25 protein-coding genes, 2 tRNA genes and 2 rRNA genes are annotated in these 24,932 nt (G+C 51.0%); 14 read left to right on the top strand and 15 right to left on the bottom strand.

Annotation, left to right across the window (positions count from 1 at the left end; all coding sequences use genetic code 11):
- Positions 1-19 precede the first annotated feature (19 nt).
- From ARCVE_RS04525 to pyrF, 3 genes are read right to left on the bottom strand one after another with little or no spacing between them, the layout of a single operon-like run.
- Complete coding sequence (locus ARCVE_RS04525) at positions 20-763, bottom strand: hydrolase (RefSeq protein ID WP_013683594.1); 744 nt, start codon at positions 761-763, stop codon at positions 20-22.
- Complete coding sequence (dapF, locus tag ARCVE_RS04530) at positions 760-1,602, bottom strand: diaminopimelate epimerase (protein ID WP_013683595.1); 843 nt, start codon at positions 1,600-1,602, stop codon at positions 760-762. The genes ARCVE_RS04525 and dapF overlap by 4 nt, the downstream gene beginning before the upstream one ends.
- Positions 1,603-2,241 carry an orotidine-5'-phosphate decarboxylase gene (pyrF, locus tag ARCVE_RS04535; protein ID WP_013683596.1) on the bottom strand — a complete coding sequence of 213 codons (639 nt, stop codon included), beginning with the start codon at positions 2,239-2,241 and terminating at the stop codon, positions 1,603-1,605.
- Positions 2,242-2,368: 127 nt separating this feature from the next.
- Between pyrF and hxlB the strand changes: the two genes are divergently transcribed.
- The 4 genes from hxlB (at position 2,369) to ARCVE_RS04555 (ending at position 5,962) form a co-directional block, all read left to right on the top strand.
- Positions 2,369-2,959 carry a 6-phospho-3-hexuloisomerase gene (hxlB, locus tag ARCVE_RS04540; protein ID WP_013683597.1) on the top strand — a complete coding sequence of 197 codons (591 nt, stop codon included), beginning with the start codon at positions 2,369-2,371 and terminating at the stop codon, positions 2,957-2,959.
- Between the two features lie 81 nt (positions 2,960-3,040).
- The gene (locus ARCVE_RS04545) at positions 3,041-4,090 is read left to right on the top strand and encodes a M42 family metallopeptidase (protein WP_013683598.1); all 1,050 of its coding nucleotides are present in this window, start codon (positions 3,041-3,043) and stop codon (positions 4,088-4,090) included.
- 106 nt (positions 4,091-4,196) lie between these two features.
- A complete protein-coding gene (locus ARCVE_RS04550) occupies positions 4,197-5,069 on the top strand; it encodes a molybdate ABC transporter substrate-binding protein (protein WP_013683599.1) in 873 nt (290 codons plus the stop codon).
- A 26-nt stretch (positions 5,070-5,095) separates the two neighbouring features.
- Positions 5,096-5,962 (top strand): IS5-like element ISArve1 family transposase, encoded by an 867-nt coding sequence (locus ARCVE_RS04555; protein ID WP_013683003.1) that lies wholly within the window; start codon positions 5,096-5,098, stop codon positions 5,960-5,962.
- 103 nt (positions 5,963-6,065) lie between these two features.
- Here the strand turns inward: ARCVE_RS04555 and ribC are convergent, their stop codons facing one another.
- The 7 genes from ribC to ARCVE_RS04590 all read right to left on the bottom strand — a co-directional run bounded on the left by ribC (position 6,066) and on the right by ARCVE_RS04590 (position 11,096).
- A complete protein-coding gene (gene ribC / locus ARCVE_RS04560; RefSeq protein ID WP_013683600.1) occupies positions 6,066-6,527 on the bottom strand; it encodes a riboflavin synthase in 462 nt (153 codons plus the stop codon).
- 8 nt (positions 6,528-6,535) lie between these two features.
- Positions 6,536-7,663 carry a pyridoxal-phosphate-dependent aminotransferase family protein gene (locus tag ARCVE_RS04565; protein ID WP_013683601.1) on the bottom strand — a complete coding sequence of 376 codons (1,128 nt, stop codon included), beginning with the start codon at positions 7,661-7,663 and terminating at the stop codon, positions 6,536-6,538.
- Positions 7,663-8,154: an adenylyltransferase/cytidyltransferase family protein gene (locus ARCVE_RS04570; RefSeq protein ID WP_013683602.1), complete on the bottom strand. Its 492-nt coding sequence runs from the start codon at positions 8,152-8,154 to the stop codon at positions 7,663-7,665. Before ARCVE_RS04570 ends, ARCVE_RS04565 begins: the two co-directional genes overlap by 1 nt.
- Positions 8,155-8,178: 24 nt before the next feature.
- Positions 8,179-8,565 (bottom strand): Mov34/MPN/PAD-1 family protein, encoded by a 387-nt coding sequence (locus ARCVE_RS04575; protein WP_013683603.1) that lies wholly within the window; start codon positions 8,563-8,565, stop codon positions 8,179-8,181.
- Between the two features lie 100 nt (positions 8,566-8,665).
- Positions 8,666-9,616: a manganese-dependent inorganic pyrophosphatase gene (locus ARCVE_RS04580; RefSeq protein ID WP_013683604.1), complete on the bottom strand. Its 951-nt coding sequence runs from the start codon at positions 9,614-9,616 to the stop codon at positions 8,666-8,668.
- Positions 9,617-9,726: 110 nt separating this feature from the next.
- Positions 9,727-10,407: a 2,5-diamino-6-(ribosylamino)-4(3H)-pyrimidinone 5'-phosphate reductase gene (locus ARCVE_RS04585; RefSeq protein WP_013683605.1), complete on the bottom strand. Its 681-nt coding sequence runs from the start codon at positions 10,405-10,407 to the stop codon at positions 9,727-9,729.
- A gap of 2 nt (positions 10,408-10,409) precedes the next feature.
- Positions 10,410-11,096: a competence/damage-inducible protein A gene (locus tag ARCVE_RS04590; RefSeq protein WP_013683606.1), complete on the bottom strand. Its 687-nt coding sequence runs from the start codon at positions 11,094-11,096 to the stop codon at positions 10,410-10,412.
- 101 nt (positions 11,097-11,197) lie between these two features.
- Between ARCVE_RS04590 and ARCVE_RS04595 the strand changes: the two genes are divergently transcribed.
- The 7 genes from ARCVE_RS04595 (at position 11,198) to ARCVE_RS04625 (ending at position 18,148) form a co-directional block, all read left to right on the top strand.
- On the top strand, positions 11,198-11,890 hold the full coding sequence (locus tag ARCVE_RS04595; protein WP_013683607.1) for an AzlC family ABC transporter permease: 693 nt from the start codon (positions 11,198-11,200) through the stop codon (positions 11,888-11,890).
- A complete protein-coding gene (locus tag ARCVE_RS04600; RefSeq protein ID WP_013683608.1) occupies positions 11,878-12,177 on the top strand; it encodes an AzlD domain-containing protein in 300 nt (99 codons plus the stop codon). The genes ARCVE_RS04595 and ARCVE_RS04600 overlap by 13 nt, the downstream gene beginning before the upstream one ends.
- Positions 12,178-12,564: 387 nt before the next feature.
- A 16S ribosomal RNA gene (locus ARCVE_RS04605) occupies positions 12,565-14,056 on the top strand.
- A 52-nt stretch (positions 14,057-14,108) separates the two neighbouring features.
- Positions 14,109-14,181, top strand: a tRNA-Ala gene (locus ARCVE_RS04610).
- Positions 14,182-14,309: 128 nt separating this feature from the next.
- Positions 14,310-17,268, top strand: a 23S ribosomal RNA gene (locus tag ARCVE_RS04615).
- The 16S and 23S rRNA genes sit together here with 1 tRNA gene alongside, the layout of an rRNA operon.
- Positions 17,269-17,456: 188 nt before the next feature.
- On the top strand, positions 17,457-17,678 hold the full coding sequence (locus ARCVE_RS04620; RefSeq protein ID WP_013683609.1) for a hypothetical protein: 222 nt from the start codon (positions 17,457-17,459) through the stop codon (positions 17,676-17,678).
- On the top strand, positions 17,678-18,148 hold the full coding sequence (locus ARCVE_RS04625) for a hypothetical protein (protein WP_013683610.1): 471 nt from the start codon (positions 17,678-17,680) through the stop codon (positions 18,146-18,148). The genes ARCVE_RS04620 and ARCVE_RS04625 overlap by 1 nt, the downstream gene beginning before the upstream one ends.
- 55 nt (positions 18,149-18,203) lie before the next feature.
- Here the strand turns inward: ARCVE_RS04625 and ARCVE_RS04630 are convergent.
- The 4 genes from ARCVE_RS04630 to ARCVE_RS04645 form a co-directional block, all read right to left on the bottom strand.
- Positions 18,204-18,274 (bottom strand) — tRNA-Cys (locus ARCVE_RS04630).
- Between the two features lie 63 nt (positions 18,275-18,337).
- Positions 18,338-19,006 carry a diphthine--ammonia ligase gene (locus ARCVE_RS04635; RefSeq protein WP_013683611.1) on the bottom strand — a complete coding sequence of 223 codons (669 nt, stop codon included), beginning with the start codon at positions 19,004-19,006 and terminating at the stop codon, positions 18,338-18,340.
- Between the two features lie 5 nt (positions 19,007-19,011).
- Complete coding sequence (gene ala, locus ARCVE_RS04640; protein WP_013683612.1) at positions 19,012-20,019, bottom strand: alanine dehydrogenase; 1,008 nt, start codon at positions 20,017-20,019, stop codon at positions 19,012-19,014.
- Between the two features lie 29 nt (positions 20,020-20,048).
- The gene (locus ARCVE_RS04645; protein ID WP_013683613.1) at positions 20,049-20,939 is read right to left on the bottom strand and encodes a LolA family protein; all 891 of its coding nucleotides are present in this window, start codon (positions 20,937-20,939) and stop codon (positions 20,049-20,051) included.
- A 130-nt stretch (positions 20,940-21,069) separates the two neighbouring features.
- Here ARCVE_RS04645 and ARCVE_RS04650 point away from each other — a divergent pair, with 130 nt between their 5' ends.
- Together ARCVE_RS04650 and ARCVE_RS04655 are read left to right on the top strand one after the other, a co-directional pair.
- The gene (locus tag ARCVE_RS04650; protein ID WP_013683614.1) at positions 21,070-22,128 is read left to right on the top strand and encodes a DUF763 domain-containing protein; all 1,059 of its coding nucleotides are present in this window, start codon (positions 21,070-21,072) and stop codon (positions 22,126-22,128) included.
- A gap of 32 nt (positions 22,129-22,160) precedes the next feature.
- The gene (locus tag ARCVE_RS04655) at positions 22,161-23,321 is read left to right on the top strand and encodes a radical SAM protein (RefSeq protein ID WP_013683615.1); all 1,161 of its coding nucleotides are present in this window, start codon (positions 22,161-22,163) and stop codon (positions 23,319-23,321) included.
- Between the two features lie 39 nt (positions 23,322-23,360).
- Here the strand turns inward: ARCVE_RS04655 and ARCVE_RS04660 are convergent, their stop codons facing one another.
- On the bottom strand, positions 23,361-24,017 hold the full coding sequence (locus ARCVE_RS04660; protein ID WP_013683616.1) for a hypothetical protein: 657 nt from the start codon (positions 24,015-24,017) through the stop codon (positions 23,361-23,363).
- Positions 24,018-24,280: 263 nt separating this feature from the next.
- Between ARCVE_RS04660 and ARCVE_RS04665 the strand changes: the two genes are divergently transcribed.
- A complete protein-coding gene (locus ARCVE_RS04665) occupies positions 24,281-24,925 on the top strand; it encodes a 50S ribosomal protein L1 (protein WP_013683617.1) in 645 nt (214 codons plus the stop codon).
- The last annotated feature ends 7 nt before the right edge of the window (positions 24,926-24,932 follow it).

The raw sequence follows: 24,932 nt of genomic DNA on the forward strand, positions 1-24,932 counted from the left end.
TAACTTCTGATATGCTTACTCAACCAGAAAGTTCGAACGGTTCAGCAAGCTTTGGTGACGCAAGAAGCTTGTGGAAAAAGTGAGGGTCTTTGAGGATCGCTCTTGCTGCTGAAACGAGGTGTGCGACTTTCGCCATCTTCTCGGCCATTTCGAGGCTGTTTACCGAGTTATTTCCTATCGTTATCCCAAGCCGGGAAATCCTTTCAACCAGTCTGAAATCGCACAGACCGCCTGGAATCATCGCGTCAACGTGAACGTACGCAGCCCCGGCTTTAAAGGCAAGTCGCGCAGCTTCGACGCACTTCGCACCATTTCTGAGCTTGACGCCCGTCAGCGCTGCATCAGAGACCTCTCTAACCACACTGGCAAGCTCTTTGGGATGCTCCATCAGCCACTGACCGCATTTCGCTTCGATAAACTCCGGCTGTCTGCAGTGGGCATTTATTTCGATTATTCCTCCGTAACGCCTCACTATGTCTGCAACCTCTACATAACCGTCAAGCGACGAAGACCTCACGTTTACTGCAAATGCCTTCTTTCCGGCGATTCTGGCCACTTCTTCTTCTATGCCCTTGATGGGGTCGTCAAACAGGAACTCTCTTCTCCCCCTTGCTACCACTCTCTTTGCGGCCTCCATGGCCTTTGCGTCGGCGTTAAATCCTCCAAGAATTACGAGGCCTGCTGGGAAATTCATGCAGAACTCTGCGCTGTTTATTCCAGCCATTGCGGAGAGTACGAGCCTGTTTGGAAGTATTACCCTCATAACTCCTTCAAAACACCGTCGAAGACCCTCGTAGCCTTACCTGTCATGAAGGCAGTATCTCGAACTTCAATCCTCAAAACGCCGCCCTTCGTTTTTACTATTGCCTCTGGCTCGATTAAACCGAGCTTGCTCGCCACGGCTACAACAGCAACGCTCCCCGTTCCACAGCTCAGCGTTTCGTCCTCAACACCTCTCTCGTACGTTCTTACCTCAACTTCATTCCTTGAAACTATTCTTGCGAAGTTAACGTTTGTCCCTTCTGGAAATGCTTTGTTGTAGCGAATTTTTCTCGCTTCGAGGATGTCAAAGTCGAGAGAATCGACGAAAACGACTGCGTGGGGCACACCCGTGTTGACGGCGTAAACATCAACTTTCCGACCAAAGAGTTCGAAGGTGTCGTGCCACACTCCATCAAACGTCCCACCCGCTGCTGGTATCTTCGCTGGCTCGAAAACGGGCTTCCCCATGTCAACTCTAACCCAGTACTCCCCGTCTTTAACGCTGACTTCGAGCTCCTTTATGCCAGCAAGGGTCTCTGCTTTGAATCTCCTGTCAGCGTAACCTTCCTCAACGACGTAGCGGGCAAAGCACCGGATGCCGTTCCCACACATTGCTGCCTCGCTTCCATCGCTGTTGAAGTATCTAAACTTCGCATCAGCAACGCTGGAAGGCTGAACGAAAATTGCTCCGTCTGCACCAACTCCGAAGCGCGGCTTGCATACTGCTCTGACAAACTGGGGCTTGTGCTCTTCCGGTACGACTTCTTCGTGAAACTCGTCAACAACAACGAAGTCGTTCCCGTTGCCATGCATTTTTGTAAATTCAAGGCCTTCGAACAATTAAATCACCTCTTTAAGCTGCTCCGCAAGCAATCTTGCATTCTCGACAGCGTTACCCTCGTAGATGCTCCTTCCAACTATGACGAAGTCCGCTCCAGCCCTTATAGCTTCTGCAGCCTTACCACCCTGCGCTCCCACGCCGGGAGATAAGATTTGCATATTGCCTGCAAGTTCCCTGAGCTTCCTGATTCTCTCAGGTCTCGTTGCAGGGGCTATGAGGCCGTGGCAGCCGAGATTTCTGGCCATTTCGACTATTCGCTCTGCAACGCCTGTCATAAACTCCTGCCCTCCAGCACTGCTCAACTCCGTAACCACGTAAACCTCTCCATTGTAGCGAGATGCCACATCAAGAACGGCCTTTACCGAGTCGCTGCCCGTGAAGCCATGGGTTATCACAGCCTTTGCTCCGTTCTCGAAGGCAATTTCGGCAATCATGGCTGAGATATGGGGAACGTCTGCAATCTTGAAGTCTGCGATGACCGGCCCGTACGATGAAAGTTCCTTAACGACAGAGATGCCCTCTGAAAGAACCAGCGGGTAATTCACCTTGAAAGCATCAACGTATTCTCTTATTTCCCTGGCAATGTTGAGGGCATTTGTAGTATCGAGGGCGGCGATTATTCCCGTTCTTCTCTCCATAACTGGCAGTACAGGCGGAGGTATTTAGATTTTCCCCGCTTACTCGAAAGCTTTTTCATCCGGGGGACTGTACTAAATTAAGAAAAGCTTAAATTCAAGGGAAAAGAGGGGGGAGGGGTGCTGAAGAATGGCTGAAGCACGGGGCAGACTGATGGGTGAGATGCTTATCAGGTTTCTTGACACGCTTGGAGAACAAATTAACTCCCTAAAAAGGGAATTAGACCCCTCCCAGGTTGAAGAACTCATAAAGGCAATAGAGGGGGCAAACAAAATTTTCGTCATGGGTGCTGGCAGGAGCGGTTTCGTTGCCAAGGCTTTTGCCATGCGCCTGATGCACCTTGGCTACAACGTTTACGTGGTTGGAGAGACGGTGACACCGAGGATAGGCAGAGATGACGTGCTCATATCTATATCTGGCTCTGGAGAAACAACTTCAGTTGTTAACATAAGCAGGAAGGCCAAGGAGCTGATAGGCTCCAAGCTTGTGGCAATAACCCAGAATAAAGATTCAACTCTCGCAAGGATGAGCGATGTTGTGGTTTTGCTGAGAGCCAAAGACAAAACTCAGAAAGATGAAAACCTTTCGAGCATAGCACCCCTTGGAACGATGTTTGAGCTCACGGCCTTAATTTTCCTCGACGGCCTTGTTGCAGAACTCATGAGTCTGAAGAGTCTGACTGAGAGAGATTTGGAGCAGAGGCACGCGGTGCTTGAGTAAAGACATTTGAGGGTTATAATCATATAATCAATCATTTCCCAATACCTGACACACTCGATAAGTTCTGAAAGGAGGGTTAGAATGGAGGACGAACTTTTTGGACTCCTGGAGAAGCTGAGCAATGCTCATGGCATAAGCGGGTACGAGGACGAGATAAGGGAAGTAATAAAGGCTGAACTTGAGGATTTTGTTGACGAGATAAAAATTGACAACCTTGGAAACCTTATTGCGATAAAGAACGGAAGTGAGCAAAAGCTAATGCTTGCAGCCCACATGGACGAGATAGGTTTTATGGTGAAGTACATCGACGACAGAGGATTCATTCGCGTAACGCCAATCGGTGGTTGGTTCGCTCAGACAGTTCTCAACCAGCGCGTGATTTTGCATGGGAGCAAAGGCAAGGTTTACGGTGTTTTTGGTTGCAAGCCTCCACACATCATGCAGGAGGATGAGAGGAAGAAAGTCATCAAGATTAAAGACATGTTCGTTGATGTGGGGGCGTCGAACAAAGACGAAGTCTTGGAAATGGGAATAAACATTGGCACTCCGATAACAGTTGATAGGGAGCTCGTAAGGCTTGGTCAGAAGGTAACGGGAAAGGCTTTCGATGATAGAGCGGGTATAGCGGCGATGATAGCAGCCCTTAAGGAAACGAAGAGCGACGCTACGATTTACGCAGTTGGAACTGTTCAGGAAGAGGTGGGACTAAAAGGTGCGAGAACGTCTGCTTTCGCCATAGAGCCGAGTGCTGCAATAGCCCTCGACGTATGCGTTGCTACAGACTTTCCTGGTGCTGAATCAGCGCACATGGACATAAAACTTGGTAAGGGGCCGGCAATAACTGTGGCTGACGCGGCAGGAAGGGGTCTCATAGCATCTAAAAAGGTACTCGACTGGCTCACAGAAAGTGCACAGAAGAGCGAAATCCCATACCAGCTCGAGGTTGCCGAAGGAGGCACGACAGATGCAACTGCGATACACCTCACCAAGGCGGGCATTCCCACAGGAGTTGTAAGCATTCCCGCAAGATACATCCACACACCCGTCGAAGTTATAGACATCCGGGATCTCAAAAACACTGCACTACTCGTTGCAAGGGCTCTTGAAAGAGCAGACAGGTACTTCAAGTAGAATGGTATAGGCTACTTCTTTATCTTTTGTTTCAGCCCGCTGCAGCTTTCCTCAATGCTGTACAGTAAACAGTAAATTTTATGCCGCAGCCGGTAAAGTAACTGCCATGGAAGAAACAACCAAGATGCCGGAGATACCACCCGAAAGAATAGACGATCTCCACAACATTGAATATGCTGACAACGCCGACCTGATACTCTTCATGGCTGGAAACCAGTTCATGGTGATGGATGAGTTGATAAGGGCTTTTCAGGACGAGTACGGAGTCGAGCGCATTTTTTACGAAACTCTCCCGCCGGGTATGATGCTTAAGCAAATTCTTGCAGGCGGAGCTGTTTTCAGAGATAAGATTATCACAGGCACGCCGGATGTTTACTCGTCCGTGAGCGAGGACGCGATGAAGATTTTGAGGGAGAAAGGTCTCGTTGAAGACTATTTCGTCTATCTCCACAACCGAATAGTTCTGATGGTTCCAGAAGGAAACCCTGCTGGCATCAAATCCGTGCTCGACCTTGCGAGGGATGACGTAAGAATATCGCAGCCAAACCCGGAGAATGAGGACATTGCGAAGTACATAATCGAGATGTACCGTGAGGCTGGTGGTGAGGAACTCGTCAGGAAGATTATGGATGAGAAGAGGGCAAAAGGGACGACAATTCTTACGCTCGTTCATCACAGAGAAACGCCAGAGAGGATCGTAAAAGGAGAGGTTGACGTTGGGCCTGTATGGGCCACTGAAGTCGTGTACGCCAGAATGCAGGGGTTGAAGGTTGATGCCGTTGAGCCGGGAGAGGACATAGACCAGAGGGATAAGGTGAACTACTACATAGCAAAGCTCAGAAATTCTCCAAATCCCTCAAATGCCGAGAAGTTTCTCGAGTTCATCAACTCTAAAAAAGCTCAGAAAATCTACGAGAAGTACGGCTTCGTACTGCTTTGTCGAACAAACAAGCATAGAATAATACACAATAAAAATTAAATTCCAATAAAACCTTTAACCAACCCATGCCAAAAATAAACTGGAAAGAATACAATGAAAAGCTTGTAAAGAGAGGTGAAATTTTATTCAGTACGGAGTTTATAGAGAACTGGAAGAGAGAGCTCGATTCAATGAACGAAAGAAAGAGAGGTCATCCTTACGAGTATCCTAATTCTTTCATGCAGTTTTTAGCATCAATCCGCTACTACTGCCATCTCGACTACAGAACTCTGGAAGGATTCTGCAGAAGCTTATCAAGAATTCTCGATATACCAGCTCCAGATCATTCAACTATCCACAAGAGAGCTCCAAGGTTGGATTTCACTCCTCCAGCCGTTAACTCTGAAGAAATAGTTATAGCGGTTGATTCTTCGGGAATTAAAGTTCATAACAGGGGAGAGTGGATGAGAGAGAAATACAGGAGGAGAAGGGGATGGATAAAGATCCATTTCGCTGTTGACGTTGAAACTAAGCAGGTTGTAGCTTACGAAGTTACAGACGAGCAGGTTCACGATAACAAGGTCTTCAAGGATCTCGTAGAAAAATCTGAAGAAAGAGCAAAGGTAAGGAGAGTTCTTGCCGATAAAGCGTATGACAGCTACGAAAACTTCGAATTTCTTCAATCAAGGGATATAGATCCTGCCATTCCAGTAAGGAAAGGAGCTATAGACATCTTAAAGCATCCAAGAAGTGAGGAGGCAAGGAAGCAGAAAGATTTTGACGGGTGGAAGGAAGAGAAGAAATACGGGTTGAGGTGGGCAGTTGAGACTGCTTATTCTGTCTTTAAGAGGTGTTTTGGTGAGTTCGTTTCAGCAAGGAAGCAGGATTACATGGTTAAGGAGATTGCAGCGAAGGTGTGGATATACAATTCGCTGAGGGCTGTTCTCTGCTGAAGGGGAGTTGTTGGAGTGGATGGGGAAGTTTAGTTGGGGATTATTCGACAAGGCACTTCGTACCGCACTTTAGGTAAGGTTTGTCTAAACAAAAATAGTTGAATTACCTTAAGATCGGCCCGACGTCCTCGAATCCCTGCCTCTGCCCCGTTCCGGCGAGCTTCTGCAGCTTTTTCTGGTTCAGCAGCAAATCGACAGCGTTTCTCACGTGTTCTCTAACTCTGTTCTCGGTGACCATCAGCAGTTCCTTCTCGTCCTTTGCCTCGTCCTCGTGAACGAAGACCTCAATGATGTGAGTGTTGGTCATTAGCTGGGCCATTATCAGGCCGAGAGAGGCTTCGTGGGCACACTGCTTGTCTATGGGCTTACCGCCCGGCATACCCATGGCAATCACGATGTCGCAGCCCCTTTCTTCAATAAGCTTCTTTGCCGCTACTGGCAGGTCTTTGATACCCGGAACTGTGTAGCGCTCGTATGGCAGCGAGCAAATTCTCCTGAGCTCGTCTATGGCTATTTTGCCCATATTTACTCTCGCGAATGTTGTATCGACGATTCCGACCTTCATGACCCGAACTACAACTCCTTCAGAACCTCTATCGCCGCATGTAACGCTGGCTTGCAGGCATCGTACCTCATCAGAATGTCCTGAACGGCTGCGAGCGTCGCTATCACGTGCCTCTTGCACACGTTGCCCATTGTACCGATTCTGAAGATTTTGCCCTTGAGGTGTTCCTGCCCGCCGGAAACAGTTATGCCGTACTCCTTCTGGAGCGTTCCGCGGAGGTCTTTATCTGTAACGCCTTCGGGCATCCTTATTGCCGTGACTGTGTTGGAGTAGTCGCTGGGCTCCTCCGGTTCGGCGAATAGCTGCAGGCCTGCTTCGATAGCCCACTCTCTGACGGCTCTACTCATCAGCCTGTGTCTTCTTATTCTGTTCTCAAGCCCCTCTTCCTCGATTATCCTGAGAGCTTCCTCGAGGGCAAAGAAAAGCGGGACTGCCGGCGTGTACGGCGTTTGCATGTCCGGCAGCTTCTTCCTATACGCTGCAAGGTCCAAGTAGAACGGGCACTTCTCGTTGTAGTAATCCCATGCCCTGTCGTTTACTGCAACTGCAGCAAGGCCGGGTGGAGCACCGAGACACTTCTGCGAGCCAACAATTGCCACGTCGATACCCCACTTGTCCATCTTTACCTCGTCACCGCCTACGCTTGTTATGCCATCCATAATTACGAGCGCGTTGTATTTCTTAGCCAGCTTTGCAAGCTCTTCCGCGGGATTCAGCATTGCAGTTGAAGTTTCGTTGTGGACGAATGCCAGAGCCTCGCTTCCCTCAGCAAGGCTTTTCTCAACAGCATCGAGGTCTATCGACTTACCCCATTCGAATCTAACCACATCTGCTTCCGTGTAGCGTGAGGCAATCCTTCCAAGGCGGTCTCCAAACTTTCCGTTGTCAACGCACGTGATGCGTCGAACGTTTGAGAATGAGGCAATTGCAGCCTCAAGGCCAGCTGTTCCAGAGCCGGAAATTATATAGACGTCATGTTTCGTTCCAAAAAGCTCTTTCAGTCCATCCACACAGTAGCGCATTATTTCACTGAACTCCTTCCCCCTGTGACCCATCATCTGCCGGCTCATTGCCCTGATTATTCTCTCGTGCAGGTGCACCGGCCCGGGAATCATCAAGAGCCCGTCAAACTTCATCACACAACCTCCTTCTTAACCTCAGATTTTTCAGCCATTGCAGCAAGCCTCGCCTCGTACTCCTCAACCCTCTTCTTCGCGATCTCCGCGACCCTCTTTATTATTTTCGTTGAGCTGCAGAACTCACACTCTTCCTTGGCTGCAATTCTGACAACTTTCGTATTAAGCCCTCTCTTTCTGAGCTCTTCCTCAAGCCACTTTTCGTTGAAGTGCTGGTCGTAGCCAAGGGCGATGATATCCGGTTTGAGCTCCATAATTGGTTTGAACATGTCTTCCTCATCGCCCAAAATGGCTTTATCTACGTACTTTATACCTTCCACTACCCTTCTGCGCTGTTCCTCTGGAATTATTGGCTTTGGTTTGTGCCTGACGTTCTTCTCTCTTGCAACTATGACTATCAGTTCATCCCCGAGCTTTTTTGCTTCCTTGAGGAACCTGATGTGCCCGGGATGGATGATGTCAAAGGTTCCGGTAGCGATGACCCTCACCATAAACCCATGCGAGAAACTTCGGCATTAAAACCTTTCTTCTGAGCTTCCTTCAACAACTTCAATTTCTGTGGGCTGTCCGCTCCTGTCGTAGCACTTCCAGTCGTCTTCGCCATAGGGATAGGCGACAATTATGTGTACTTTTCCAAACCTCGCGAACATCTGGAGGTCTTCCTGCGAAGGTGTCGCGTTGGGTGAGGGGTGGCTGTGGATAGTACCGAGCACACGCATGCCGATGGGTAGCATGTCCATGTGTATAATTGCGCTGACGCTACCCGACTGGAAGGGGAGAAAGACAAGTTCGTTTATTAACTCGCCCTTTCCGCCAAGCAGCGCCACGAACTCGTGAGGGTGCATGTCTTTCGCAGCTTCGAGGGCCATTTTGAGGACTCCTCGCAGTATCTTAAACGTCATGGGGATGCATGGACCGTGGAGATATTTAAGCGTAGTCTATTGTGGCAGTTTCAGTGTGGAGGAGAACAGAAAACAACTTGGAAAAGAAAAGAATAAAAAATCAGGCAAACGCCTTCTCAAGCGGTGGAACAACCTGCTTCTTCCTCGACATTACTCCATCAAGCCACACTGACCTGCCCTCGAGCTTCTTGCCGAAAGCCTTCTCGACTATGCTCGGATCGTCTGTCACAACGAGGAGTTCTGTTCCCTCCTTCATGATGTCTGTCAGCATCAGGAAGATGCTGTGGTAGCCACCCTCCTCCTTGACTTTCTTCATCTCTTCATAGAGAGCATCCTTCACGTCAGCGAGCAGATCAAGGCTGACGACTTCGATCTGTCCAACACCAACCTTGTTGCCGGACATGTCGAAGTCCTTATAGTCTCTGAAGAGCAGGTCTCTTGGCGACTTTCCGGAAACGTCCGACTTCGCCTTGAACATCTCCATTGCGAAGGCCATCATGTCGTCGATGCCGGCTATCTTTGCCAAATCTTCTGCAGCCTGCTTGTCCTTCTCCGTAGTTGTTACGGACTTGAAAGCTACTGTGTCACTCAGAATGGCTGCAAGCATGATCCCCGCAATGTTCTGTGGGATCTCAATCTCGCAGTACTCGAACAGCTTCTTTATAATCGATGCAGTACAGCCTGTCGGCATGTTTATGAACGTTATCGGGTTAGGCGTTGTTATGTCTCCAATCTTATGGTGGTCGATAATCGCTATGATCTCGGCCTTCTCGATGTTGTCCAAGCTCTGAGCTTTTTCGCTGTGGTCAACAAGGATGACCTTCTTACCCTCACCATCTGTCACGAGTTCGGGGGCATCAAAGCCAAACTTTTGTAAGACGAACTCCGTTTCGGGGTTCAAATCTCCTTGCCTCGCTGGAACAGCCTCTTCAGTCACGCCCTTTATTTTTCCGGCCTCAACCATCTTGTTCCTGAGGTACGCGTAGGCTATGGCAGAACAGATCGAATCCGTGTCGGGGTTCTTGTGTCCCACAACGTATATCGGGCTCATGTTTCGCTGCTAAACTCGATAGTTATTAACCTTTTCTTTTTTATCCAATTGGAATGGATAATTATTTTTCACCACAAATCGAATAGTGATTTTTAATTAATAAGAATGGGTTACGATTTATCAGCAAGCACTTTCCACACTGCGAGAACTCCGCTACCAAGCCTGCTTACCCTCACGAGCTCGAGGGGAACGGGTGGTTTAAATGACGGGCCGTCGGCAATGCATGGACCGTTACCGATAATCATACCTCCGTAATAGACCATAATCTCATCAACGAGTCCTTCAGCGATTAAACTGTGGTTGAGCCTCGCACCCCCCTCTACCATAACTCTCCTGACGCCTATGCTGTATAGGTACTCCATGAGTGCCCTCAAATCGACTTTCTCCTGGCCAGCAACAAACACGCTCGCTTTTTCTCTTAGTGCCGCAACCCTTTCTTCGTCTGCAAGATCCGAAACTGCCACAAGTGTTTCTGCCTCTCCATCGAGAACTCTCGCGTTTAGAGGTGTCCTTGCCCTGCTGTCTACGACAACACGCAGGGGGTTCGGAGTTCTGCCGTTTTTAACTCTCTCCTCCCTCAAAGCCTGGCTCTTTACGGTAAGGCGAGGGTCGTCAGATAGAACAGTCCCAATTCCAACCACAATGGCGTCGCTCTCAGCTCTCAGTCTATCAACTCTCTGCATGTCCTCCTCGCAGGATATTCTTATCTGCCTCCTGCTTTCGTCACTTATCCTGCCATCAGCACTTGCTGCAACATTGATGAAGACGTGAGGCCTCATGATTGAGTTCATAACTAAACGAGTCCTGCAAGCTCCATAAACCTTTGCTTTGCGGAAATAACTCTCTTCCTATCCTTTCCAGAAAACTTCACGACGATATATCCTGGTTTGGGGTAAGAACCTACGCTAACGTCGGGATACTCCGAAACAACGATTTGTAGCTTGTCAGCTATCCTGTCTTCGAAGCCTTCGACTTTGACTTGCTCTTCGTGGTAATCACTAACACCGAAGCGAGATATGAGTTTTTCAAATATGTTTTCCATTTCTCTCGGCACTCCGGGCATTACGGCAACGTTCTCAACTATGAAGCCTGGGGCTGCTCCAACATCGTTTTTAATAACCTCGCTTCCCTCTGGTAGCGTTGCCATCTTTCTGATGGCCCCCTCGTTTCCCACTCTCCCCTTCATGCTTTCGACTGCATCCTTGTTTAACACGAGTTTCCTTCCAAGGGCTTTTGCAACACCCTCAGCAGTAACGTCATCGTGCGTCACGCCCAGACCGCCGGTTACGAGAACAAAGTCTGCCATGTCTCTCGCTCTGCTAATCTCCATGGCTATTTCCTCAACGTCATCTGGCACAACTATGATCCGTTTTACTCTGTGACCGCTATGTGTTAGTCTTTTTGCCATATATGTTGCATTTGTGTTCTGAGTGTCCCCGCAGAGAAGCTCGTTACCCACGCTGATGATTATGAAGTCCATGCCCCTTCTTGGATGGGAAAAAGAAAAGGTTTACTGTTTATAGGCATAAAGAGAGAAGTGTCAGCTGAAACTTTATAATTCCAGCAATGCCATGCCACCCAATGAATCCGGAAACCAAAACCAGCTCTACGTGGGCCAGTACAAGCCTCAAAGATGCGTTTCCAATCATCGTCGGATACTTTTCGATATCAGTAGCCTTCGGCGTTCTCGCCCAGAACTACATGGGGTGGTATGCAGTTTTGATGTCTGCCCTCGTCTTCGCTGGAGCGAGTCAGTTTATCGCTCTGCAAATGCTGATTCATAAAAGTGCCATGCCACTCATCGTTCTTACGACGTTCCTTGTAAATCTCAGGCACATTCTGATGAGTAGCTACATAGCCACTCTTTACGGTAAAATAAAAGCCAGCACTCTTAAGAAGGCCATTGTATCTTTCGGAATTACTGACGAAACTTTTGCAATAGCGTCGAGAAGGCTGAGAGAGTTACCGGATGCAAATTACCATCTCAGCTTGAACTTCCTGTGCTATGCTTCATGGGTTAGCGGTACTGCTGTTGGTTTGCTCTTTGGAAATATGATTCCGTCTGCAGTTGTGGATGTACTGCCCTTCGCCCTGACGGCTCTCTTCATAACACTCCTCGTCCTGAGCGTGAGGACGCGCGTGGATGTGTTTGTGGCAGCGTTCGCTGGTGTTGTTTCAACGCTGCTTAGCTTTCTACCAGTGGGCTGGAACGTGATGCTTGCAGCAATTCTTGCATGCGTTTTAGGGGGTGTGCTTGAGAAATGGACGAGATAGTTCTCCTGATAGTTGGGATGACTGCTGTAACATATATCCCGAGATTGCTACCCATGCTCGCCTCTGGACGTTTTGAATCTCTCAACTTCCTGAAATACTTGCCGGTGGCGATATTTGCGGCCCTCGTATTTCCCGACTTGCTTATCGTCGATACTCACCTTGCTTTGAGTGGAAAGACTCTTGCCGGGCTCGTAGCATTTCTTATCGCACTGAAAACGAGGAACGTAATAGCGACGATGGTTGCTGGAGTGGTGGTACTTTATCTGAGCGAATTTGGAGGAGTTTGATTGGGATATGCTGTCACCCAAAATCTTTATTAACTCATGCTGTATGGGTCTGATTCGCTGCAGCACTGGGGGTGGGCTGCAGCACAAAGCTTAAATATCCAGCTAAAACGTGCAAAATACACAGCACGGCGAGATAAGATGTGAAGGGGGTTTAAATACCCCCTGACAAGCCAAAAGGCTTATAAATCACAAAGACACAATAACAAGTTACACTGAAACGCAAGCCGCGGGTCCGGCAAGGACCCCGAGAGGGCGCAAGCCCGAGATGAGGGGTAAGGTTCCCACCCGCGGCATAACCGTGAAGACGTGTCGCAAGACACGTCTGAGATGGGCTTGCCGACAGGGCAAATCCAGTGGGCGAGGGACGTATTCACCATCCCCCCGCCAATTCTGGTTGATCCTGCCAGAGGCCGCTGCTATCCGGCTGGGACTAAGCCATGCTAGTCAAGGGGCTTGTACCCTTCGGGGTGCAAGCACCGGCGGACGGCTCAGTAACACGTGGACAACCTGCCCTCGGGAGGGGGATAACCCCGGGAAACTGGGGCTAAACCCCCATAGGAGATGGGTACTGGAATGTCCCATCTCCGAAAGTCCGCAAGGAGCCCGAGGATGGGTCTGCGGCGGATTAGGTAGTTGGCGGGGTAACGGCCCGCCAAGCCGAAGATCCGTACGGGCTGTGAGAGCAGGAGCCCGGAGATGGACCCTGAGACAAGGGTCCAGGCCCTACGGGGCGCAGCAGGCGCGAAACCTCCGCAATGCGGGAAACCGCGACGGGGTTAGCCGGAGTGTCCGCGCATCGCGCGGACTGTCGGGGTGCCTAAACAGCACCCCATAGCAAGGGCCGGGCAAGGCCGGTGGCAGCCGCCGCGGTAATACCGGCGGCCCGAGTGGCGGCCACTCTTATTGGGCCTAAAGCGTCCGTAGCCGGTCTGGTAAGTCCCCCGGGAAATCTGGCGGCTTAACCGTCAGACTGCCGGGGGATACTGCCAGACTAGGGACCGGGAGAGGCCGAGGGTATTCCCGGGGTAGGGGTGAAATCCTGTAATCCCGGGAGGACCACCTGTGGCGAAGGCGCTCGGCTGGAACGGGTCCGACGGTGAGGGACGAAGGCCTGGGGAGCGAACCGGATTAGATACCCGGGTAGTCCAGGCTGTAAACGATGCGGGCTAGGTGTCACCGGAGCTACGAGCTCCGGTGGTGCCGGAGGGAAGCCGTTAAGCCCGCCGCCTGGGAAGTACGGCCGCAAGGCTGAAACTTAAAGGAATTGGCGGGGGAGCACTACAACGGGTGGAGCCTGCGGTTTAATTGGATTCAACGCCGGGAAGCTTACCGGGGGAGACAGCGGGATGAAGGTCGGGCTGAAGACCTTACCAGACTAGCTGAGAGGTGGTGCATGGCCGCCGTCAGTTCGTACTGTGAAGCATCCTGTTAAGTCAGGCAACGAGCGAGACCCGCGCCCTCAGTTGCCAGCGGATCCCTTCGGGGATGCCGGGCACACTGGGGGGACTGCCGGCGCTAAGCCGGAGGAAGGTGCGGGCAACGGCAGGTCCGTATGCCCCGAATCCCCCGGGCTACACGCGGGCTACAATGGCCGGGACAATGGGTACCGACCCCGAAAGGGGTGGGTAATCTCCTAAACCCGGTCTAACCTGGGATCGAGGGCTGCAACTCGCCCTCGTGAACCTGGAATCCGTAGTAATCGCGCCTCAAAATGGCGCGGTGAATACGTCCCTGCTCCTTGCACACACCGCCCGTCAAGCCACCCGAGTGGGCCATGGGTGAGGGCCGCCCCTAAGGGGCGGTTCGAACCCAGGGTCCGCGAGGGGGGCTAAGTCGTAACAAGGTAGCCGTAGGGGAATCTGCGGCTGGATCACCTCCTATCGGAGCATCCAGCCCTTCGCCCACTGGAGTCTAAATGTCGGCAAGCCCATGGGCTCGTAGCTCAGCTGGCAGAGCGCCGCCTTTGCGAGGCGGAGGCCTCGGGTTCAAATCCCGACGAGTCCATTTACTTAATCTGTCTATCATATCAACCGGTGCACCCGGCGACGAGGAGTCGTCGGGGAAGGGTTGATGCCCTCGTGGCATGTGATGCCGTGCAGAGGTCCGTTCCCCAGATGCATACTGGGACCGGCGAATTCCGGCGATTATCCCGGCCGGTGGATGGCTGGGCTCGGGCGCCGACGAAGGGCGTGCCAAGCTGCGAAAAGCCCCGGGGAGGCGCAGGGAGCCGTAGAACCGGGGATCCCCGAATGGGCAATCCTGCCCCTTCGGGGGCGCTCCCTTCGGGGAGCGGGAACGCGGGGAAAGGAAACATCTGAGTACCCGCAGGAAAAGAAAGCAAACGCGATGCCGTGAGTAGGGGCGACCGAAAGCGGCAGAGTCCAAACCGAACACCTGGGGGAAACCCCAGGTGGATGTGGTGTAGTAGGACCCTGCCCAATGCCTCGCGGGGGAAGCCGAAGTCCGCTGGAACGCGGCGCCGTAGAGGGTGATAGCCCCGTAGGCGTAACTCCGCAGGCTACGAGGCGGGGTATCCTGAGTACCGCGGGTTGGAATTCTCGCGGGAAGCAGGGGGTCATCAACCCCCAAGACTAAATACGTCCCGAGTCCGATAGCGCAGTAGTAGGGTGACCGAAAGCTGAAAAGAACCCCGAGAAGGGGGGTGAAAAGAGCCTGAAATCGGCCGGGGATAGTGAGCAGTGGCCCGAAAGGCAACCGCCCCGAAGGAAAGCACCGCGAGGTGCGAGTACGAGGGGCGGCACGCCGGGGTTGCTGCGTGCGTTTTGAAGAACGAGCCAGGGAGTGTACGGGAGTGGCGAGGCTAAGGGGTGCAACCCCGAAGCCGCAGGGAAACCGACAGCCCGCAGCCCGCAAGGGCGAGGGGCGGGGTGTGCTCGCCCGTAGTCACTACCGTACGACCCGAAGCCGGGCGATCTAGGCGCGGGCAGGGTGAAGCGGGGCGAAAGCCTCGTGGAGGCCCGAAGGGGTGTTGATGTGCAAATCGCTCCTCTGACCCGCGTCTAGGGGTGAAAGTCCAATCGAGCCCGGGGATAGCTGGTTCCCCCCGAAACATACCGCAGTATGACCCGTCCGGAGGTTGGCGGTGGGGTAGAGCACTGATTGGAGGTGTCGGGGGGTGAAACCCTCGCCCTCCTGTCAAACTCCGAATCCACCGCCGCCGTAGATGGGCGGAGTCAGGGCTGGGGGGTAAGCTCCCAGTCCGCGAGGGAGACAACCCAGACCGGGGTTAAGGCCCCTAAGTGCCGGCTAAGTGTAAACGATAAAGGAGGTCCCGGGTCGAAGACAGCGGGGAGGTAGGCTTAGAAGCAGCCACCCTTTAAAGAGTGCGTAACAGCTCACCCGCCGAGACTCGGGGCGCCGAAAATGGACGGGGCTCAAGCCGGCCGCCGATACCCCGGGGCACCGAAAGGTGATCCGGTAGGGGGGCGTGCCGATGGCGCAGAAGCCTGAGGCGTAAGCTCGGGTGGAGCCGTCGGCAACGAGAATCCTGGCGGTAGTAGCAGCGTAGTCGGGTGAGAATCCCGACCGCCGGAAGGGCAAGGGTTCCACGGCCACGTTCGTCAGCCGTGGGTTAGTCGGTCCTAACCCCGCTCGTAACTCGACGCGGGGGAAAAGGGAAGCGGGTTAATATTCCCGCACCGCCCGTCATGCCGCAAGGCACCCGACGCCTCGGGATAGGCCGAGCGGGAGCTGCCAGCCCGTCCAAGCGTCGAAGCCCCCGGAGGTCCGTCATGGAGAGAAGGGGGTGAAGGCGTGATGGCGTAAGTCGGCCGACTCCTGGGGCCCGTGAAAAGGGGACGGGTTGGACCGTACCGAGAACCGACACAGGTGCCCTGGCTGAGCAAGCCAAGGCGTGGCGGAACACTCCGGCCGAGGGAATTCGGCAAATTGGCCCCGTATCTTCGGTAGAAGGGGTGCCTGCGGTCTTCATCTAACCGGTGGGGACCGCAGGTCGCAGTGCCTAGGGGGGAGCGACTGTTTACTAAAAACACAGGGGGCTGCAAACCGGCAACGGTTAGTACAGCCCCTGAGTCCTGCCCAGTGCGGGTACCTGAAACCCGGGTTCAACCGGGCGAAGGGCCCGTAAACGGCGGGGGTAACTATGACCCTCTTAAGGTAGCGTAATACCTTGCCGCTTAATTGGCGGCTTGCATGAACGGATTAACGACTCCCCCACTGTCCCCGGCCGGAAGCCGGCGAACCCGACTTCCCAGTGAAGAGTCTGGGGACCCCCGTTGGGAAGCGAAGACCCTGTGGAGCTTTACTGCAGCCTGCCGTTGCGGTATGGTTGGGGGTGCGCAGCGTAGGCGGGAGGCTTCGAAGCCCCGTCTCCGGGCGGGGTGGAGCCGTCCATGAGACACCGCCCACCTCCAGCTGTACCGCTAACCGCTTCGGCGGGACATCGGTAGGTGGGCAGTTTGGGTGGGGCGCCACTCCCCCGAAAAGGTATCGGGGGAGCCCAAAGGTCGGCTCAGGCGGGTCAGAAATCCGCCGTAGAGTGCAAGGGCAAAAGCCGGCCTGACGTGAACCCGCACAATAAGGGTTCACGAGCCGAAAGGCGGGCCTAGCGAACCACCCTGTGCCTTTTGATGAGGCCGGGTGACGACAGAAAAGCTACCCCAGGGATAACAGAGTTGTCTCGGGCGAGAGTTCATATCGACCCCGAGGCTTGCTACCTCGACGTCGGCTCTCCCCATCCTGGCCGTGCAGCAGCGGCCAAGGGTGAGGTTGTTCGCCTATTAAAGGGGATCGTGAGCTGGGTTTAGACCGTCGTGAGACAGGTCGGTTGCTATCTAACGGGGGTGTCTGGGCGGCTGAGGGGAAGGAGGCTCTAGTACGAGAGGAACGAGCCTCCGGCGCCACTGGTCCACCGGTTGTCCGGCAGGGCATTGCCGGGCAGCTACGCGCCACGCGGTTAAAGGCTGAAAGCATCTAAGCCTGAAACCGCCCCCGAAAAGAGCCGCCCTTAAGGGCGCGGGTAAAAGACCCGTTTGATAGGACCGGGGTGTAAGCGGCGAGCCTTCGGGCGAGCCGTTCAGCCCGCGGTCACTAAAGCCCGTGCCGGGGACTTCGCTGGTCCCAGGTATATACTGGAGGAACGGACCTCTGCATGGCATTGCAGAGTATTTTTGTTTTAATGTTTTTATTTTGTAGTGTCTGTTTTGCTGCCGACCTTCTACTGATTCTATGATTCCACACATTCAATTTTCGTTAGGCTGAAACGTAAACCTAATAAACTTTGTAGACTAAGTAAACTTATGCCTTCAACAACCATAAGAATAAAGAAGGAAACTGCGAGAGAGCTCGCGAAAATAATGGGAGAACTCACGGCGAAAACTGGCAAAAAAGCCAGTTATGATGACGCAATAAAGTATCTTTTGGGAAAAAAGAAGGAAAACAGGTTAAAAGCATTCATCGAGAAAACTTTCGAAGGAGCAACCTCTGAGGATTTTAAAGAATATGATTATGGTGATATTTGATGGGGATTTTTATAGATACGGAACTCTGGAGTTTTGCCCTTAAAAAGCCAGTGAAAGAAAAATTTGGAGATGGTTTTGAGAAAGCTTACAAAATGCATGTAGAAGCAAAGAAGTTTCTGCTTGAAAACGTGGAAAGAGACATTCTGATGAGTTCACATCAGCTTGCTGAAATTTACCACGTTCTTGCTTTTCGCGGCTTGAGATTGCCAGTAAAATTCGTTTTAGAATATGTAATCAACCTAATGGAGGCGCCAAACGTTATTTTGAGAGAAGTCCTGCCGGAACACGTAAGGAAAGCTGTAGATTCGTCCGTTAAAAGTGGAATACATCTGTGGGATTTTCTGTGCATTTACCCAATCCTCGATGAGTTAGAAGTCATCTACACATGTGATGCCCATTTTAAGCACGAGGAGTTCAGAAAACTTGGTGTGGAAATTATCAATCCTCTGGATGTTTGGATAAATGTCTAAGTGGGAAGAGCTACCCATCCCCTATAGGGGATGGGCTCTGAAACCAAGTTTCAGAAGCCAGGGCCCGGATTTGAACCGGGGTCAGCGGATCTGCAGTCCGCCGCATAGCCCCTCTGCCACCCTGGCTTGAAAGTTGCTATTCTTCGACGGCTATTTAAGGGTTATGGTATCTTGTCTGGAGTGAGGGGATTAGCTTTTCTCTTCGAGAGCGTAGTCCTTCACAATCATTGTGCTGCTGTTAGCATCCCTGATAATATCGTAGGATTTTATGACGATCTTCTTCCTGTACAGCGGTGCATCAAGCACGAGGGTCTCGAATTCTCCACCCTCGCCTGCGAGATGAATTCCATACTTCCTGTTAAGCTCTTTGAGTTCTTTCAGCACCTGTTCATCTATTTTCCTTCCCAACCACTCCTCTCCCATCCCCATTGCTGCAGTTCTAACAAATATAACCTCAAAATCCTTCACAACTTTCTCCATAATCTTCCTCGGATCTTGGTGCCAGAGGGGGGCAATCATTTCTATGCCTATTTTCTCGCACACCTTCGCAAACCTGCTCCGCTGGTATTCTGACTCAATCCCTCCTATGACTATCCCATCAACTCTGAGAATCTGAAGGGCCTTTGCGAGATCTTCGACCTCCTCTTCCTCCCTGCCCGGTGTTGGAACCTTAAAGATGGGTAGGTTGAGGCAGGAGGCTATGGCGTCGAGTAGGTGCAGGTTTGGTGTATGGAACATATAAGATTCAGGGTTTTCAGGTATAACTCCTACAAGACATGCTATTTCGTGCTCTTTAGCAGCGATGTGCAGAGCGAGCATTGAATCCTTTCCGCCAGAAACGAGGGCTGCAAGCCTCAAGGGTTTCACCTGCCTGGGAGAAAATCGAAGAGTCGTGTTGCCAAGCCCACGTTTCTCTTTATGGCGTTCTCGTAAACCACGCTTGCGGTGGAGATGTCCTGGATGGCGAGACCTGTAGAATCGAAGATGGTTATTTCCTCGTCACTCTCTCTTCCTGGTTTCACTCCAACGATAACCTCTCCGAGAGTCGCGTAAATGTCTTCCGGCTTTATGACTCCCTCCGAAATGGGAACGTTCACTTCTCCACCGTGGGTCGCCTGCTCCATGTCATCCACGACGACTTTTGCCCTTTTCAGCAGCGAGCTCTCGAGCTCCTGCTTTCCAGGCGCATCAGCACCAATTGCGTTTATGTGCGTACCTTCTTTAATCCATTCATCCTTGACCACTGGCTTTCTGGAAGGTGTTGTGGTGGTGAGAACATCGCAGTTGCATGCCTCTCTTATATCGACAGCTTTTGCGTCGATTCCAAGTTCGGTGCAGTGAGAAACAAACTTCTCTGCGTGGCTTGAAGAGATATCGTATGCGAGAACTTTTTCAACGCTGAACACTTCCAGAAGGGCATCAAGCTGCGTATAAGCCTGCCTTCCGCAGCCTACAAAACCGAAGACCTTGCTGTCCTTCCTCGCGAGATACTTTGCCGCAATTCCGCCAGCAGCTCCCGTTCTCATGTTGGTTATGTGCGTTGCGTCCATTATTGCGAGAGGGAAACCTGTTTCGGGGTCGTTTAGTATGAGGACTGCCATTACGGTGGGCAATCCTTTTTCAGGATTTTCTGGATGTGAGTTGACCCACTTCAAACCCGCGTAACCGCCGAGGAATGCAGGCATAGCCCTTAAATCACCCTTCTCGAAGGTCAGGTAGACCTTTGGTGGCATCTGGATCTCGTTTCTACCGTGCATTTCGAACGCATGCTCTACTGCCCTCATCGTATCTGCCATCGTCAGAATGGCCTTCACATCCTCTTCGGTAAGAATCAGCGTTTTAAGTGATTCCGGAGTCTTTAACCCGTCCATAGATTGTGTTCAGTGGCGGGAATAAAAATTTAATTGAGCATGGACGAGGCGATTCTCATAATCTCGCTTCTGTCGAGTTTTCCAGAGATTGTTACTTCTATGTCTTCTATTTTGAACCGCAACATTGTACTGTCTCCAAATTCTGCAATCTGTCCTGTGGTGTTTCCAATCGTGACGTTTTCCTCACCGCTGAGGGGCATTACGGCTGGACTTGTGGATTCCACAATTATGAGTGTTGATGTACCAAGCCTGTAGTAGAGGTTAACAATTTCGCTATCGTCGAATTTGAAAACGAGAGCGCCAATAAAGTCATGGCCTGCTGTGTATGTCGGAACCACGATGCTGAAGTTCACTTCTTTCTGTGCTTCGTCGAGGCTCAGGAGCTTCTCAGGCCGAGGTTCTTTCTTTTCGGCATCCATTGGGGGGACGAAAGTGAAATCTTTGTCATTAATTCCTGTATTCACGTTTAGCTGCCTGAATTCGATCACGACGCCACTTCTCTCTATTTTTACCGGAAGAAAACTCTCATCGAGCCAGACTGAGCCAGAGTCGCTCTCGATAATATAATATTCGCCTTCCTTTCTCGCTGTTCCGTTTTTGAGTATGTCGCCGTAGTCGAAGGGAGGCCTTTCAGGACTCTTAATCACATAGCTGTTATTTTTCCCGTAGTAAACCCACTCAACGCTCCCATTGCTTACAGTAAGCACCTCATCTTTGCCCGCGAGCATGAAGCTGCGAGGTTTTTTGAACGCGAAGTAAACGATCTTTTCAACGTCGCCAGACTTTATGACAGCCTCTCCGCTCATGTCCTGAATTTCATTGTACTTTTTCTTCGCTTCCTCGAGCACGTTGGTAGTTGTGCAGCATGCGAAGATTGCGGCAAGGATTACCGCAAGAGTAACGAGGGCACCAAATCTCATCCTTCATTGCAGGACGGCGTAAAAAATAAAGGTTACCTTTTTACTTCTCTCTCATCCGCCGTTCAACCATATCCATTAACTTTCACACCACCCGACAGGGATATATCTGGCGGAGTCAGAAATTGAGAAGATGGCAGGTTCAATCTACTTACCTCTCCACTATGGCAAGGCTCCACCATGGCTGCTTGGAAGGATGAAGAAGCTTGCAAAGCCAATAATAACGCTCATTATAGATGAATTTGGCGAGGAGGAGTTCTTTGAAAGGTTGAGTGACCCGATATTCTTTCAGTCTTTTTCCAATGTCCTCGGCTTTGACTGGAACTCTTCGGGCACAACTACAGTTCTAACTGGTGTACTGAAATCGGTGCTGAATACTCCTGATTTTGACATCAGAGTTGCTGGCGGGAAGGGTAAAGAAGGGCTGAAAACTCCGGAACACATTGTAAAATTTGCCGATGAGCTTGGAATAGGCAACAAGGCCGAGGAACTAATCGAAGTTAGCAGGCTTACAGCGAAGGTTGATGGAGTGGCCCTGCAAGACGGATACGACATATACCACCACGCCCTGATATTCTCGCGGAAGCACTGCGTTGTAATACAGCAGGGAATGAATGAACACAACAGGCTCGCGAGGAGGTACCACTGGAAGCCGTCGGACTTCTCAGCAGTTAGTGCTGAAGAACCACATTCCGGCATTATAGCCGTCAGGAGAGAGAATGCTGTCATGAATCTCGTTGCAAGGGATAGCAGGGAAAACAGGGAGACGATTCTTGATGTCGTAAGAGATGGAACTTTCAGGAGAGACTACTCAAAGCTTCTCAGTATTGTCAGATACAGAGAGAGTGTATCTGTGCCAAGGAGAATCGATTGGAAGGCCATAGAGAGGGCGTACAACCTTCAGCCTGAAAGATTTGAGAGGCTTCTTCTTGTCAGGGGGGTTGGGAAGGGGGCAATTAGAGCTCTCGCCCTGATAGCGGACATTATTTACAACGCAGAATACAGCACGCAGGATCCAGCTAAGTACTGTTTTGCAGTCGGTGGCAAGGATGGCGTGCCGTTCCCTGTTGACAGGCAAAGCTACGACGAGGTAATTGAGTTCATGAGGGATGCAATAAAGCAGGCGGAACTCGGGAACTACGAGAAGCTTGCAGCCCTCAAGAGACTTCAGACATGTTTTTATAACCGTTAGCTTGCTGAGGTATAAGATCACGAGGTAGAACCATGATTGCCCTGACAAAGATGCTGACGGGGGAAGCGACAGTTTCGAAGCACCTTACGTATAAAGGAGACGAGAAGATAACGAGGGAACTCGTAGAGGCGAGCAGGAAGCCGGTTCCAGTTGTTGTATGGAATTCAACTCTGAAGTGCAACCTTAAGTGCGTGCACTGCTATGCGAATGCTGGAAGTAAAAGCGACGAACTGAGCACGGAGGAGGCAAAAGCGTTTATTGACGACCTCGCGTCTATAAAGGCGCCTGTCTTGCTTTTCAGCGGAGGGGAGCCTTTACTCAGGCACGACATCTTCGAGCTTGCTGCTTATGCATCGAAACGTATTGCCTGCTCCCTCTCCACGAACGGTACGCTTATAACTCCAGAGATTGCAGAAAAACTGAAGGAAGCTGGCTTTTCCTACGTGGGAGTGAGCATTGACGGCCTCAAAGAGACGAACGATAGATTCAGAGGCGTTGATGGTGCGTTTGAAAAGGCCTTTGAGGGATTGATAAACGCAAGGGATGCAGGCATAATGACCGGAATCCGTTTTACAGTTACGAAATACAACATCAAGGATGTGCCTGCAGTCATTGACATGCTCGCGGAAAACGAAATACCGAGGTTCTGTCTGTACCACCTCGTTCCATCGGGAAGGGCGAGCTTCAAGGACGATATTAGCCTGAAGGAGAGAAGGGATCTTATAGACTGGCTTATCGAAAAGGCGATCCAGCTCCACGACGATGGATACAAAACGGAGATTCTGACTGTCGATAATCCGGCGGACGGCGTTTACGTTTACCTCAAGCTAAAGGAAACGGATGAAAAGCTCGCTGAAGAGGCCCTCGAATTCCTGAAGTATCGCGGAGGAGATAACAGCGGAAAGCGCATTGCCTGCGTTGATGTACATGGCGATATCCACCCTAACCAGTTCTGGTGGGACCACACAGTCGGAAACATCAGAGAAGAGCGGTTCAGCGAGTTATGGCTTAACCCGAGGGACGAGCTTCTGGTAAAGCTCAGGAATAAGACCGCTTACCTGAGAGGTAGATGCGGTAAGTGCAGGTTTAAGGAAGTTTGTGGAGGTTTCAGGCTTAGAGCTTTGAGGGCTGGTGACCTTTGGGGCGACGACCCCGACTGCTACCTGACTGACGAGGAGATCGGGATCGTTTAGTAGTGTGAGACTTTTTTATATTTTGCTGTGGTAGCCAAATCAAAACACCGGTTTGGCTAATCTGAATATCGTGTAAAGTGCGTACGCGTTCAGAGTTATCGCCAGCATGTAGGAAAGTGTATTCACACCCAGTGTACTGTTAATCAGACTCAGTCCGGTAAAAAATGCGAGCAGGAACACCACCTGAACGAGCTGGAGGTTCTCAAATATGAAGAAGAATCCGAGCTTTTTGAGTCTGTGCAGGGTAATTATAGACAGAATCGCCACAAAGAGCGAGAGTACGAGAGCTATTATTTCAGCGTCGATCAAATACGATAGGTGTATCGATCGAAGGAGTTCATCCTTTCCAAGCAGATAAACAATGCTGCCGTACATAAGCGCGTCCTTAATTCTGCCAACTTCGAATTCCCAGACTCTTTTCAGATAGTTTACAGCATGGAGCAAAGCAAGGATGAGCGCTGTAAGAAATACAAGCTTGAATATACTCATGTGCAAAAATAACTCCTCATGGACTAAATATGTACATTCCAGTGCAGTCTGTACAAAAAGGAAGAACGCAAAAACGGTGTAGTACAGACACGTCGATTTGAGCAATCCCTCACTCGCCACAAATCCGGGAGGAGGTCGAAAAGCGTAGCCAATCACACTTAGAACCATGAGTAATATACCCAGTACGTATATTAGTCCTGGGAGCATGTTTTATGTCCGTAATTCGTTTTTATAATATTTTGGGTGTGGGTTAGTACAGTATCAAACACGCTGGGACTTTTACGGCAGAGACGATAACGATTTAGACTGCGGGAAAAAGCTTTAAAGATTGACCAGCGAAAGCGTCCTTCTGAATTGAGACGTTCGTACGTCGCTGGAGAAATCGAATCACCGTTAACTTAAAATACCCATCTGATAACCGCCTCCAAGTCCGTAGGAGGCGTAAGCCGCTGGTACTACGGGGTGATAGAATGCTGGTGGAAAAGGAAAAGTTCGTGGAAGCGATTAAAAAAGCTATAGAGGACTCAAAGCCGAGGAAGTTCGTGGAGACTGTTGAAATGGCGGTCAACCTGAAGAACCTCGACATGAAAAGACCCGAGAATAGAATAGATGCCGTAGTCACCCTTCCTCACGGTCTGGGTAAGCCGAGGAAGGTTGCGGTATTTGCGGGGGGCGATACTGCTCTCAAAGCTAAGGAGCTTGGAGCATTCGTTATATCTCCTGAGGAGATTGACGATCTTGCGAAGGATAAAAGAAAGGCCAGAAAAATTGCGAAGGAGTATGACTTTTTCATTGCTGAAGCTCCTTTAATGCCTGAAATTGGTAAGAAGCTCGGTCCAATCCTTGGTCCGAGGGGTAAGATGCCCCAGCCAATTCCTCCGCTCTCTGATCCGACACCGTTTATTGAAAGGCTCAGAAAGTCTGTAAAGATAAGGACAAGGGACAGACCGACGTTTCACGCTCCAATTGGTAGGAAGGACATGGATGCTGAACAAATTGCCGATAATGCCCTCGAGATACTTAAGGTTGTTGAGGGTAAGTATGAAAACCCCATTCAGAACATCAAATCCATATATGTTAAAACGACGATGGGGCCAGCGGTTAGAGTAGTCTGAGGTGATA

The organism is Archaeoglobus veneficus SNP6 (assembly GCF_000194625.1).
Classification (GTDB): Archaea; Halobacteriota; Archaeoglobi; order Archaeoglobales; family Archaeoglobaceae; genus Archaeoglobus_C; species Archaeoglobus_C veneficus.